Origin of the sequence: Streptomyces sp. NRRL B-24484 (genome assembly GCF_000717715.1) — a bacterium.
Taxonomy (GTDB): domain Bacteria; phylum Actinomycetota; class Actinomycetes; order Streptomycetales; family Streptomycetaceae; genus Kitasatospora.
In genome coordinates, this window is record NZ_JOAI01000003.1 from 181,183 (window position 1) to 194,564 (window position 13,382).

Here is a 13,382-nt window from a genome sequence, read left to right on the forward strand (position 1 = left end):
CCGTCCCGTCGCTTGACTTCACGTGACAATTGACTTACCACTTGGGGACATTCTCCAAGGGAGTTGATCCCGTGAGGCCACTGGTCCGCACCGCGGCGCTGAGCGGTTACGTCGAGCTGAGCCGGTCGCTCGGGCTCGACCCGCAGCCGCTGATGAAGCACGTCGGCCTGGACGCCGCCGGGCTCGCCGTCCAGGACCGGTGGATCTCGGGTGCGGCCGTCGTCCACCTGCTGGAGCTGTCGGCCGCCGCGGCCCGGCACGAGGACTTCGGTCTGCGGATGTCCGAGTTCCGCCGGTTCTCCAGTCTCGGTCCGATCAGTCTCGTGCTCCGGGAGGAGCCGGACGTCCGCAGCGCGCTCGGGCTCATGCTCCGGCACGAGCACATGTACAACGAGGTGCTGCACACCCGGCTCTCCGAGCGCGACGGCCTGGCGACCATCAAGGTGGGGCTGGACCTCGGCGAGCCGATGGAGCACCGCCAGGCGACCGAGCTGGCCGTGGGGGCCTTCCACCGCGTGCTGCTCGGCTTCCTCGGCGCGCACTGGCGTCCGCTGTCGGTCTGCTTCACGCACGCCGCGCCGGCGGACACCGGCACCCACCGGCGGGTCTTCGGCTCCGCGGTGGAGTTCGGCCGGGAGTTCGACGGCATCGTCTTCTACGCCGGCGACCTCGACTCGCCGAACGCGATGTCCGACCCGCAGCTGCGGACGTACGCCCGGCAGTACTTCGAGGCCATCGCCGTCCCCCGGGACACCACCGTGCCGGACCGGGTGCGCGAGCTGATCGAGGTACTGCTGCCGACCGGCCGCTGCTCGATCGAGCAGGTCGCCCGCAGCCTGGGCGTCGACCGGCGCACGGTGCACCGCCACCTCGCGCAGTCGGGCGAGACCTTCTCCTCGCTGCTCAACGCGACGCGGGTGCAGCTCGCCGAGCAGTTCGTGGCGCACGGGCGGCGGTCGCTCACCGAGATCGCCGACCTGCTGGGGTTCTCGGCGCCCAGCGCGTTCTCCCGGTGGTTCCGCGAGCAGTTCGGCTGCACCGCGCGGGAGTGGCGGGACCGCCGGGGGCAGGCCGCGGAGCACTGACCCGGGCCGGCTTCCGGGGCGTGTCCCCAAATGGAAAGTCCGCTGTCACCCAGGGTCAAGCGCGGCCGCCCGGCGAGCCCTACCTTGGCTGCACCGCGAGAGACGGCCGGCCCCGCGACGACGGGCCCGGCGGCGGCCCACCCTCAGCCTCCGCCGCGCCGGCCGGGCGCACCACGCCGTCCGCACCCCGTCCGCCGGGGCCGGACCCGCACCGCCCGCACCGCCCGCACAGCCGCACCGCAGCACCGCAGCACCGCAGCACCGCGCTCCCGGCACTGCAGCGGCCCGCGCCATCCCTCAGCCCAGCTCCCCGCACCGCGGCGCCCAGGCGCCGGACCGGCGCGCACCCATCCGACGAAGGAGACGGACCGTGCACTTCCTCGACGACTCCCTGCTGCCCGAGAACCAGCAGAAGCTGGTCATCCAGGCCGCACCCTACGGCCCCGAGTGGCTGCCCGGCGACGCCCCCGACCTGCCGCTCACCATGGACGAGCACGTGCAGGCGGCCGTCGACTGCTACAACGCCGGTGCCACCGTCCTGCACATCCACGTCCGCGAGCTGGACGGCAAGGGCTCCAAGCGGCTGTCGATGTTCAACGAGCTGGTCGGCCGGCTGCGCCAGGCGGTCCCGGACATGGTGCTGCAGATCGGCGGCTCGATCTCCTTCGCCCCCGAGGGCGAGGGCGCGGGCGCCGAGTGGCTGTCCTACGACACCCGTCACATGCTCGCGGAGCTGGACCCCAAGCCGGACCAGGTCACCATCGCGATCAACACCAGCCAGATGAACATCGTCGAGATCATGACGGCGGACGACCTGGAGGGCACCTCGATCGCGAAGCCCGACTACTACCGCGCGTACCGCGACATGTACCTGGAGGCCGGGCCGGAGTTCTACCTGGAGCACCTGGAACGGCTGCGGGACAAGGGCATCCAGCCGCACTTCCAGCTCGCCACCATCGCCCAGCTGGAGACCGTCGAGCGGCTGATCCGCTCCGGCGTGTACACCGGGCCGCTGGTCCTCAACTACGTGGCCATCGGCGGCGGTTTCGCCGGCCGCCACCCCGCCGACCTGATCGAGTTCGTCCGCCGCACCCCGGACGGCGCGGTGCTCACCATCGAGAGCTCGATGCGCGCCGTCGCCCCGATGAACGCCATCGGCATCGCACTCGGCTGCCACGTGCGCGTCGGCAACGAGGACAACCTGTGGGGCCGCAAGGGCGAGCGGATGACCTCGGTCCAGCAGGTCGAGCAGATGGTGACGATCGCCGACGCCCTCGGCCGCGACATCGCGACCGGCGCCGAGGCGAAGGAGATCTACCACCTCGGCGAGTACTACGCGGACACCGAGGAGACCCTGGCGCAGCTCGGCATGGTACCGAACCGCCGCCCCGGCCAGCGCGGCTTCATGCTCCGCGACGTCAAGTACTGAGCCCCGGCCCACCACGACCAGCCCGAGACAGAGCAACGGAGCATCCCATGGCCCATGCCATCCGCTTCCACCAGGCCGGCGGCCCCGACGTCCTGAGCTGGGAGGAGGTCGAGGTCGGGGCGCCGGGCCCCGGCGAGGTCCGGATCCGCCACTCGGCGGTGGGCCTCAACTTCGCCGACACGTACTTCCGGACGGGGCTCTACCCCGCCCCGCTGCCCGCCGGACTCGGCGTGGAGGCGGCCGGCACGATCGAGGCCGTCGGCCCCGGCGTCACCGGCTTCGCCGAGGGCGACCGGGTCACCTACACCGGCAGTCCGCTCGGCGCCTACAGCACCGAACGGGTCATGCCCACCGGCTCGTTGATCAAGCTGCCCGACGCGATCGACTTCGAGACGGCCGCCGCCATGACCATGCGCGGCCTCACCTCCGCGTACCTGCTGCGCCGGATCCACCCGCTGAAGGCGGGCGACACGGTGCTGCTGCACGCGGCGGCGGGCGGCGTCGGCCTGATCCTCTGCCAGTGGGCAAAGCTCCTCGGCCTCACCGTGATCGGCACGGTCTCCACCACCGAGAAGGCCGAACTCGCCCGCGCCCACGGCTGCGACCACGTCGTGCACTACCGCGAGGAGGACGTCGCCGCCCGGGTGCGGGAGCTCACCGGCGGCGAGGGCGTGCCAGTCGTCTTCGACAGCGTCGGGCGGACCACCTTCGCCGGGTCGCTCGCCTCGCTGCGGCGACGCGGACTGCTGGTCTGCTTCGGCACCGCCTCCGGCCCCGTGCCGCCGATCGACGCCATGCAACTCGCCCTGCACGGCTCGGTGTTCGTGACCAGGCCGGCCCTCGCCGACTACATCGCGGACCCGGCGGAACGTGCCGAGCTCGCGGGCGAGCTCTTCGGCCACGTCGCCGCCGGCCGGATCAGGATCGAGATCAACCAGCGCTACGCGCTCAAGGACGCTGCACAGGCGCACCGCGACCTGGAGGGCGGCCGGACCACCGGCTCCTCCGTCTTCGTCCTCTGACCCGCACCGCGGAATCCACACCCGCACCGCCCATCCCACTTGCACCGCCGAGCCCACCCGTACCGCCGACCCGGTCCGCGCCCGGCGCGGCCCCCCACCGCCTCCCCCGGAGGAACCCATGAGCCAGACCGCCCTCCCCGGCCCGGCCGCACCGGCCCTGGTGCGCCCGTCCGTCCGCCGCTCGATCAAGGTCGAGCCGCTGACCTGCACCATCGGTGCCGAACTGTCCGGTGTGGACCTCGGCGACGCCTCGCGCGACGCCGACCTGTTCACCGAGATCAGGGAACTCCTGCTCCAGCACAAGGTCCTGTTCCTGCGGGACCAGGACATCACCCGGGCCGAGCACGTCGCCTTCGCGCAGCGGTTCGGCCCGCTGGAGGACCACCCGGTGGCCGGCAGCGACCCCGACCACCCCGGGCTGGTCCGCATCTACAAGGAGCTCGACAGCCCTCCCGAGCACTACGAGAACGCCCTGCACACCGACGGCACCTGGCGCGAGACGCCGGCGATGGGCGCGGTCCTGCGCTGCGTGACGACACCGTCGGTCGGCGGCGACACGCTCTGGGTCAACATGGCCGAGGCCTACCGCCGGCTGCCGGACCGCGTGAAGGAGCAGATCGACGGCCTGCGGGCCCGGCACAGCATCGAGGCGACCTTCGGCGCGGTGATGCCGACCGAGGCGCGCCACCGGCTGAAGGCCCAGTACCCGGACGCCGAGCACCCGGTGGTGCGCACCCACCCCGAGACCGGCGAGAAGATCCTCTTCGTCAACGGCTTCACCACGCACTTCGTCAACTACCACACCCCGGAGAACGTCCGCTTCGGCCTGGACTACGCCCCGGGCGCCGCCAACCTGCTGACGTACCTGATCAGCCAGGCGGCGATCCCCGAGTACCAGGTGCGCTGGCGCTGGCAGCCGAACAGCGTCGCGATCTGGGACAACCGCTCCACCCAGCACTACGCCGTGCAGGACTACTGGCCCGCCGTCCGCCGGATGGAGCGCGCCGGGATCGTCGGAGACAGACCCTTCTGAGCCCGTCCCAGGAACAGGTGAGGTGGTAACAATGGCGTTTCACACCGATGCGGAGCCGGCGACGGCTCCGGCCGACGAGGCCCCGGCTCCGGCCGTGTCCAGGCGCTACGCCTGGGTGGTCTTCGCCCTGAGTTTCGGACTGCTCCTCTCGGACTACATGTCGCGACAGGTGCTGAACGCGGTCTTCCCGCTGCTGAAGGCCGAATGGCTGCTGACGGACGCACAGTTGGGATCGCTCAGCGGCGTCGTCGCGCTGGCGGTCGGCGTGCTGGCCTTCCCGATGTCCCTGCTCGCGGACCGCTGGGGCCGGGTCCGGAGCCTGGTGGTCGCCGCGGCCACCTGGAGCGTGGCGACCCTCGGCTGCGCGGTGGCGGCCGGCTACGGCCAGATGTTCCTCGGCCGCCTCTTCGTCGGCATCGGCGAGGCCGCCTACGGCAGCGTCGGCATCGCGGTGGTCCTCAGCGTCTTCCCGATCGGGATGCGGGCCACCCTGTCGGGCGCGTTCATCGCCGGCGGCGCGTTCGGCTCCGTCCTCGGCGTCGCGATCGGCGGCTTCGTCGGCCAACACCTCGGCTGGCGCTGGGCGTTCGGTGCGATGGGAGTCTTCGGACTCGCCCTGGCCGTGGTGTTCGCGCTCGTGGTCACCGAGCAGCGGCTGCACCCCGGGCCGCGCCCCGACCGGGCGGAGCGGGCGGCGGCGGCGCCGCTGCGCGCGCTGCTGCCCAAGCTGTTCTCCTCGGTCTCGGTGGTGAGCGCGTACATCGGCAGCGGCCTCCAGCTGTTCATACCCGGAGCGCTGATCGCCTGGCTGCCCAGCTTCTTCGACCGCTACTACGCGATGCCCACGGCGAAGGCCGGCGGCACGGCGGGGATCTACGCCCTGCTCATCGGCATCGGCATGATCGGCGGCGGCATGGCCTCCGACCGGATCAGCCGGTCGGACGCGGCCCGCAAGTGGCTAGTCGCGATCGCCTGCAGCCTGGGCTCGCTGGTCCTGCTGACGGCCGCGTTCCGGCTGCCGACGGGCGCACCCCAGCTCGTCCTGCTCGGCGCCGGCGCCCTGCTGTCGGGTGCCACGGCCGGCCCGGCGGCGGCCATGGTCGCTAATCTGACCCCGGCCGCGATCCCGGCGACCGCCTTCGGCACGCTCACCCTGGCCAACAGCCTGCTCGGCCTGGCACCCGGACCCGCGATCACCGGGATGATCGCGGACCGCGCGGGCCTGCTCGGCGCGCTGCAGCTCGTCCCGCTGGTCGCACTGGCGGCCTCGGCCTGCTTCCTCGTCGGCCGCAGCCGCTACCGCGCCGACCTGCACCGCCTGGGCGGCCTCGCCCCGGCCACCCTCGAAGCGGAGGCACCCGCATGAGATCCCCCCTCCCTCCCCCGGTCGTGATCGTCCCCGGGCTGCGCGGCCACGTGGCCGACCACTGGCAGACCGTCCTCGCCGACGGGCTCGCCGCCGCCGGCCGGGACGTCCGGACCGTGCCCCCGCTGACCGGCGACGACGACCGGACCGACTGCGAGGCCCGGGTCGCCGCCCTGGAGCAGACGGTCGCCGAGGCGCCGGGACCGCCGATCCTGGTCGCCCACAGCGCCGGAGTGATGACCACCGTCCACTGGGCACTGCGGACCGGCCGGCCCGTGCACGGTGCGCTGCTCGCCACCCCGCCGGACTTCGACACCCCGCTGCCGGAGGGCTACCCCACCCCGGAGGCGCTCCGGCAGCGGGGCTGGGCCCCGACACCGCTGGCGGCGCTGCCGTTCCCGAGCATCGTCGCGATGAGCGACGACGACCCGCTCGCCCACCCGAAGAGGGTCTCCGAGATGGCAGCCGCCTGGGGCAGCCGCCTGATCGGGATCGGCCCGGTCGGTCACCTCAACCCCGGCTCCGGCTACGGACCGTGGCCGCAGGCCGCGGAGCTCGTCCGCGAACTCGAGTTCGGCTGACGGCACCGGCGCCACCCACCACCAGGTCCACCACCACGTCCGACCCCCCACCCACCGGGGCGTGTCCGACGGCTCCCGCCCGACGCGGGGGCCGCCGGGCACGCCCGCCGTTTTTCCACCCCGCACCACCGGAAGGCGACGATGAGCACCGATTCCGACCTGCTGTGGTCCCCGAGCCCGGCCTCGACCGCGGACTCCGACCTGGCCCGCTTCCTGGACCGGCTGGAACGCACCCGCGGCCTGCGGTTCTCCGACTACGCGGAGCTGTGGCGGTGGAGCACCGGCGACCTGCCGGGCTTCTGGTCGGCGGTCTGGGAGCACTACGGCCTCGACGCCGTCTCCGGTTACGACGAGGTGCTCGGCGAGGCGGCCATGCCGGGGGCGGTCTGGTTCCCGGGTGCGCGGCTGAACTTCGCCGAACGCTGCTTCGCCCGGGCCACCGACGAGCGGCCCGCCCTCGTCGCCCTGACCGAGGACGGCGAGCCGGAGGAGACCTCCTGGCGGGAACTGCGGCGCCAGGTCGCGGCCTTGGCCGCCGGCCTGCGGGAGATGGGCGTGCGGCCGGGCGACCGGGTGGCCGGCTACCTGCCGAACACCCCGCACGCCGTGGTCTCCCTGCTGGCCGCGGCGGCCGTGGGCGCGGTGTGGACGGTCTGCTCGCCGGACTTCGGCACGGCCGGCGTGCTCTCCCGGCTCCGGCAGGCCGAACCGACCGTGCTGCTGGCCGTGGACGGCTACCGCCACGGCGGCAGGGAGTACGACCGGCTCCCGGCCGTCGCCGAGATCGCCGCCGGGCTGCCCACCCTGCGGCACCTGGTGACGATCGACCACCTCCGGCCGGCCTCGCCCGCCTCCGCGTGGTCGCCGCGCGGCGACGTGGTGCAGCACCGGTGGGCCGCGCTGACGGCCGGGGACATCCCGCTCGACGTCGCCGACCTGCCCTTCGACCACCCGCTGTGGATCCTCTGGTCCTCCGGCACCACCGGCCGGCCCAAGGGCATCGTGCAGGGCCACGGCGGCATCGTCGTCGAACTGCTCAAGGCGCTCGGCCTCGGCTGCGACCTGCGCGCCGGGGACCGGTACCTCTTCCACACCACCACCGGCTGGATGGTGTGGAACTTCATGGTCGGCGGCCTGCTGCACGGCAGCACCCTGGTGCTGTACGACGGCAGCCCGACCCACCCCGACACCGACGGCCTCTGGGGGATCGCCGAACGGGCCGGCGCCACGGTGGTCGGCGTCGGCGCCGCCTACCTGACCGCCGCCGAGCGGGCGGACTCCCACCCGGCCGCCCGGCACGGCCTCGGCGCGCTGCGGACCGTCCTGCAGACCGGGTCGGCGCTGCCGCCGAGCACCTGGCGCTGGGCCCACGACCGCCTCGGGCCGGACGTCCGGCTGCAGTCCATCTGCGGCGGCACCGACATCTGCTCGGTGCTCGCCGGTGCCAGCGTCCTGCTGCCGGTGCGGGTCGGCCGGATCCCGTGCCCCGCGCTCGGGGTCGCCCTCGCCTCCTGGGACCGGGACGGCCGGCCGCTGACCGGCCGGCAGGGCGAACTGGTGGTGACGGCGCCGCTGCCGTCGATGCCGCTGCACTTCCTCGGCGACCCGGACGGCTCGCGCTACCGGGCGAGCTACTTCGACACCTACCCGGGCGTGTGGCGGCACGGGGACTGGGTGACGGTCGAGCAGGACCTCACGGTCGTGGTCGCCGGCCGCTCCGACTCGACGCTCAACCGGATGGGCGTGCGGATGGGGTCTGCCGACATCTACGCCGTGGTGGACCGGCTGCCCGAGGTGGCGGACAGCCTGGTCGTGGGAGCCGAACTGCCGGACGGCGACTACCACATGCCGCTGTTCGTCGTCCTCGCCGAGGGCGCCGTCCTCGACGACGCGCTGCGCGCCCGGATCGCCACGGCGATCCGGCACCGGCTCTCGCCCCGGCACGTGCCGGACGCGGTCGTCGAGGTGCCCGCGGTACCGCGCACCCTGACGGGCAAGCGGCTGGAGGTCCCGGTCAAGCGCATCCTCCAGGGCGCGGCCGCCGCGGAGGTGAGCGGCGAGGGGTCCGTCACCGCCCCGGAGATGCTGGCCTGGTTCGCGGAGTACGCACGCGGTGTCCGGCCGTCGCGGACCCGGTGAGTCCGCGACGGCCCCCGGCTCACAGGGTGCCGGTCAGCCACTGCAGCCCCAGGCTGCCGGCCGACACGACGACCCACAGGCAGCCGCCGAGGATCAGCGGCCGGGGGCCGGCGCGGCGCAGCCCGCCGAGGTCGGTGGAGAGCCCGATCGCCGACAGCGCCACGGTGATCAGGAAGACCGAGAGCTCGCCGAGGCCGTGCCGGGCCCCGGCGGGGACGAGCCCCGCGGTGTTGGCCGCGGCCACGGCCAGGAAGGCCAGCAGGAATCCCGGCACCAGCGCGGTCACCCGCACCCGCACGGCGGCGGCACCCGCACCGCGCCGGGCCCGCCGGGAGGCCAGCGCCGACAGCACCAGGCAGATCGGGATGATCATCAGGGTCCGGGTGAGCTTCACGACGACGCCGTAGTCGGCCGCGTCCGGGCCGTAGGTGGCGGCCGCGGCGACCACCGACGACATGTCGTTGACCGCCGTCCCGGCGAACAGCCCGAAGGCGTGCTGGCTCAGCCCGAGCAGGTGCCCGATCACCGGGAAGGCGAGGACGGCGGCGATGTTGAAGAGGAAGACCGTGGAGACCGCGTAGGCGACCTCGGCGCCGGCGGCGCCGATGACCGGGGTCACCGCGGCGATCGCCGACGCGCCGCAGACACCCGTCCCCACGCCGATCAGCGTGCGCAGGTCGCCGACCACCCCGAGCCACCGGCCGAGCCCGTACGCGGCGGCCAGGCACAGGCCGAGGGTGCCGAGCATCACCGGCAGCGAACCGACGCCCACCCCGACGATCCGGACCAGCGACAACTGGGAGCCCAGGATGACGACCGCGCTCTTCAGCACCGGCTTGCCGGCGAACTCGATGCCGGGCCTCAGCCGCGGGCGGGGCCCGAGGAGGACGGCGACCAGCACTCCCAGCAGGATCCCGGACACGGGACCGCCGACCACCGGCACCAGCCGGCCGGCGGCGGTGCCCGCCACGGCCACGGCCAGCGCCACGGCCAGGCCCGGCACCCGGGCCGCCCGATCGCTCCGGCGGGACGGCCCGGGCCCGTCCGCGGGCTCCGGCGCGTGCCGGTCCGGAGCGGCGGCGGTCGGCGCCGGGATTTCGATGTCGAGGGCATCACTCATGCCTGCGACCCTTCCGCGCGGCCGAACGTCCGCGTAGCCCCCATCTGCAGAGGAGGTCATAGCCCATGGGCATGAGCCCGCCCACCGTCGGCACCACCGCCCGTCCCCCGGGGACGGACCCGGCCGGGGACGGCCCGCTCGACCCCGCCGCGTTCGGCCACCTGCCGGACCTGGAGTCGCTGCGACTGCTCGTCCTCGTCGCCTCGACGGGCAGTCTCGGCAGCGCCGCGGCGCGCCTCGGCATCGCCCAGCCCTCGGCGAGCAAGCGGCTCTCCGCGCTGGAGCGCCGGCTCGGCCTCGTCCTGCTCGACCGGAGCCGCCGCGGCTCCCGGCTCACCGACGCCGGCGCGGCCGTCGTCGACCAGGCCCGGCGCGTCCTGCTCGAACTCGACCGGCTGGTCTCCGGCGCGGCGGCGCTGCGCGGCCGGCGTGACGCCGAGCTCAAGGTCGCGGCGAGCATGACCGTCGCCGAGTACCTGCTGCCGGCGTGGATCGGTGAGCTGCGGCGGCGCCGGCCCGACCTGCAGGTGAGCCTCCGGGTGACCAACAGCGAGCACGTCCCCGAGCTGGTGCGCACCGGCGCGGCGGGCATCGGCTTCGTCGAGGCGCCGCAGGCCCCGAACGGCCTCTCGGCCCGTCAGGTGGCCGGGGACCGGCTGCTGGTGGTGGTCGCCCCCGGCCATCCGTGGACCCGGCGGCGCCGGCCGCTGGACGCCGCCGAACTCGCCGCGACCCCGCTGGTGCTGCGCGAACGGGGCTCGGGCACCCGCGACACCCTCGACCGGGCGCTGCGCCGCGCGGGAGCGGGCGGACCACGACGCCTGCTGGAGCTCGGTTCGGCCACGGCCGTCCGCAACGCCGTCATCGCCGGAACGGGCCCGGCCGTCATGAGCGAACTCGCCGTCCGCACCGCCGTCGCCGACGGCCGCCTGGTCGAGGTGGAGACGGAGGGCATCGACATGCGCCGGTCGCTGCGCGCGGTCTGGCCGTCCGGCCGCACCCCGGCCGGCCCCGCGGCCGACCTGCTCGCCTGCGTCCGGTCGGGCCTCTGACCGCACCGCGGACGGGCCGGCAGTGGGAACCCCGACGGGCCCGCGGCTACGAGCCGGTGCCGTGCACCGTCCCGGGGTGGACCAGCCGGGCCGACCGGGTGTGGCCGTGACGGCGCAGCCCTGCGGCCAGGACCTGCGCAGCGGCTGTGAGCCGGGCGTCCCGGTGCGGATCCGCGGTCCCGGGCAGGGTGCGGGCCGCGTTCAGGTGCGGTGCGAGGGCCGGCCACCACGGGGTGTGGGCCGGGTCGTCGGGATCGAGGGCGTGGACGGTGCGGTCCAGCAGGTCGACGAGGACGGCGCCCAGGGCTGGGGCCGTCTCCGGTTCGTCGTCGAGCTCCGCGCGCATCGCCTCCCTGACCAGCGGATCCACCGTCAGCAGGGCCTTCCCGTGGACGAGGCCGATCTCCCGCAGCGCGGTCACCGTCCGCGCCAGGTCCTCCTCGGCGATCGGCGGCCCGTCGGGCGTCCGGAGGCCGGCGGCTGCCGCCGAGGTCAGCAGGGCCGCCGGAACGGGCTCCGCCGCGAAGAGGCAGAGCAGGGCGAGCACCGGTCGGGCGTGCCGGACGCCCCGGTCGGCGAGCAGGCCCAGGTTCAGCCCGCAGAGCGCCGGTACGGCGCCCCGTCCCCGTGCTCCGTCGAGGGCGCCCGCCAGGCCGGCCGCGGCGTCCCCGGGGGCGGTTCCGGTCGTCGCGGTGAGGACGTGCAGGTGGCGTCCGGCGAGGCGCAGAGCCAACGGCAGGTACCCCACGCGGTCCGCCAGGGCCGCCAGTTCGGTGTGCTGTCCGGTTGCAGCGCCGGTGTGGGCGCGCAGCAGCTCGATCGCGGCCCCGCGGTGCCAGGGCCCGGTCCCGGCGAGCGAGACCCAGGGCCCCCAGGCGGTGCGGGCGGCGATCCGGGAGGTGACCACGATCTCGCCCACGGAGGGCCAGGGGCCGCGGGGCATCCGCTGTCGGAGGATGCCGTCGGGGGCCTGGGCGCGCCGCAGGAGGTCCGGGTCGTCCAGCCCGTCGAGGATCAGCAGCCACGGGGATTCCAGGGCGTGGAGCGCGCGGAGCACGCGGTCCTCCGGCGTCCCGGCGGTCCGGCGGGGAGCCGGGGTTCCACCGCGCGGGCGAAGGCGTTCCAGCGCCTTCAGCAGCCCGGACTCCAGCGAGGCCCCGTCCCGTGCGGACACCCACGAGATGGTCCGGTAGCTCCACAGGTACGGGTCCCAGTTGTGGCCCCCCGTGTGGCTCTCGTCGAGTGCGCGCAGCGTCTTGCCGGTTCCTCCGGGCCCGACGAACGCGCGGACCGGCACGCGTTGCAGGGGCAGGGCCGGTCTGCGGAGGCCCAGCGGCGCGTGGAGCCGGCCGCGGCTCCACGTGGTGCGCACGCCCCGGACGGGGCGGTCGGGCAGGGCCGGGCCGCCGTACAGCCGATCGGGGTACAGATGGGTCGGCAGGCCGTGCAGGTCGTCCTTCAACGGACCGGGCACGCCGACGGGTCGGGGTTCCACCAGTTCCTCCTCCGGCGAACGGTCGGGCTCTTCGGCAGGGGTGTCAGTCATCCGCCGCACCGGGCGGTCGGAGGCGGACCAGCTGCCCCAGGTGGTCGGAGAGGTGGGTCGCGGGCCCGGACGGTGTCGGCACCGGCTCCGTCAGGAAGCGGTCGGTGCCGGTGACGGGGTGGCGCTCGGGGTCGCCGTGGACGAGCAGGTAGTCGACGCGGTACGCCCGGGCGCCGTCCGGCAGCAGGGCGGCGTGGAAGGTCGGCAGGTCGGCCGCCGCGAACGGGTCCCGCCAGCCGCCGCCGTCCAGGATCTCCCGGTAGAGGCCGCTGCTGCTCGGGATGTTGAAGTCGCCCGCGAGGACGGACAGTCGGATGTCGGGTCGGCGGGCCTGCCGCAGGGCCCGGTGCACCGCTCGCACCTGCGCCAGGTGCAGGGCCTCGTGCCGGTTGCCCGGGGACCAGTCCCCGTCGCGGTTCGCGGTCAGATGGGTGGTGCCGACGACGGTGCGGAGTCCGGTGAGCTCGTAGGTCAGCACGCCCTGCAGGGCCGCGTTCGCCGCCGCGCCGGCTCGGTGGAGCACGCCGCCGCGCCGTGCCCGGGTGCCGCGGAAGGACCGGTAGGCGGCCGGCCCCAGCGGCACCCGGGAGAACGCGGCGAGGCCGCCCGCCGGCCGGCCGGACAGCCCGGTTCCGCAAGCGAGGAAGGGGAAGGACGGCAGCCGGGCGCGGAGGAGGGCGAGCAGTCCGGGCGTCCAGACCTCCTGGAGGTTCAGGACGTCCACGTCCGTGCCCTCGATGTGCGCGCACACCTCGGCCATCCGCTCCTTCAACGGAGGCAAGGCGTTCCTGAGCCCGCAGCAGACGTTCAGCGACGCCACCGTGAGCGTGTCCGCCCCGTTCCCCACGAGCCACCCCCGTACGCCCGGTGCTCCCACCCCGGAGCACCCGGGCACCCTACCCGCCGGACGCGGCCTCCGGTTGCGGCGGGCACCGGGACGGGGCGTCATGACAGGAAGGCCCGCGCCGCCCCGAGGGGCCGTGCGGCGCCGTTCCCTGGCCACCCGAGA

Annotated in this window: 11 protein-coding genes; 8 read left to right on the forward strand and 3 right to left on the reverse strand. The window is 74.7% G+C overall.

Annotated features, from left to right (window positions below):
• Positions 1 to 71 precede the first annotated feature (71 nt).
• From IE98_RS0104190 to IE98_RS0104220, 7 genes are all read left to right on the forward strand, one after another.
• Positions 72 to 1,085 (forward strand): AraC family transcriptional regulator ligand-binding domain-containing protein, encoded by a 1,014-nt coding sequence (locus IE98_RS0104190; protein WP_030264248.1) that lies wholly within the window; start codon positions 72 to 74, stop codon positions 1,083 to 1,085.
• Positions 1,086 to 1,455: 370 nt separating this feature from the next.
• Complete coding sequence (locus IE98_RS0104195) at positions 1,456 to 2,514, forward strand: 3-keto-5-aminohexanoate cleavage protein (RefSeq protein WP_030264251.1); 1,059 nt, start codon at positions 1,456 to 1,458, stop codon at positions 2,512 to 2,514.
• Positions 2,515 to 2,561: 47 nt separating this feature from the next.
• On the forward strand, positions 2,562 to 3,536 hold the full coding sequence (locus tag IE98_RS0104200; protein WP_030264254.1) for a quinone oxidoreductase family protein: 975 nt from the start codon (positions 2,562 to 2,564) through the stop codon (positions 3,534 to 3,536).
• Between the two features lie 118 nt (positions 3,537 to 3,654).
• The gene (locus IE98_RS0104205) at positions 3,655 to 4,569 is read left to right on the forward strand and encodes a TauD/TfdA dioxygenase family protein (RefSeq protein ID WP_030264257.1); all 915 of its coding nucleotides are present in this window, start codon (positions 3,655 to 3,657) and stop codon (positions 4,567 to 4,569) included.
• A 31-nt stretch (positions 4,570 to 4,600) separates the two neighbouring features.
• On the forward strand, positions 4,601 to 5,935 hold the full coding sequence (locus tag IE98_RS0104210) for an MFS transporter (protein ID WP_030264260.1): 1,335 nt from the start codon (positions 4,601 to 4,603) through the stop codon (positions 5,933 to 5,935).
• The gene (locus tag IE98_RS0104215) at positions 5,932 to 6,516 is read left to right on the forward strand and encodes an RBBP9/YdeN family alpha/beta hydrolase (protein ID WP_030264263.1); all 585 of its coding nucleotides are present in this window, start codon (positions 5,932 to 5,934) and stop codon (positions 6,514 to 6,516) included. The genes IE98_RS0104210 and IE98_RS0104215 overlap by 4 nt, the downstream gene beginning before the upstream one ends.
• Before the next feature lie 141 nt (positions 6,517 to 6,657).
• Positions 6,658 to 8,655, forward strand: a complete 1,998-nt coding sequence (locus IE98_RS0104220) for an acetoacetate--CoA ligase (protein WP_030264265.1) — start codon at positions 6,658 to 6,660, stop codon at positions 8,653 to 8,655.
• A 19-nt stretch (positions 8,656 to 8,674) separates the two neighbouring features.
• On the opposite strand, the gene IE98_RS0104225 is transcribed toward IE98_RS0104220, so the two are convergent.
• Positions 8,675 to 9,775, reverse strand: a complete 1,101-nt coding sequence (locus IE98_RS0104225) for a YeiH family protein (RefSeq protein ID WP_078660759.1) — start codon at positions 9,773 to 9,775, stop codon at positions 8,675 to 8,677.
• A gap of 71 nt (positions 9,776 to 9,846) precedes the next feature.
• Between IE98_RS0104225 and IE98_RS0104230 the strand changes: the two genes are divergently transcribed.
• Positions 9,847 to 10,827: a LysR family transcriptional regulator gene (locus tag IE98_RS0104230; RefSeq protein ID WP_078660769.1), complete on the forward strand. Its 981-nt coding sequence runs from the start codon at positions 9,847 to 9,849 to the stop codon at positions 10,825 to 10,827.
• A gap of 46 nt (positions 10,828 to 10,873) precedes the next feature.
• Here IE98_RS0104230 and IE98_RS0104235 read toward each other — a convergent pair whose 3' ends face one another.
• Positions 10,874 to 12,373: a hypothetical protein gene (locus IE98_RS0104235; protein ID WP_159400822.1), complete on the reverse strand. Its 1,500-nt coding sequence runs from the start codon at positions 12,371 to 12,373 to the stop codon at positions 10,874 to 10,876.
• Positions 12,366 to 13,322, reverse strand: coding sequence for an endonuclease/exonuclease/phosphatase family protein (locus tag IE98_RS47700; protein WP_106976499.1), 957 nt, complete (start codon positions 13,320 to 13,322; stop codon positions 12,366 to 12,368). Before IE98_RS47700 ends, IE98_RS0104235 begins: the two co-directional genes overlap by 8 nt.
• Between the last annotated feature and the right edge of the window lie 60 nt (positions 13,323 to 13,382).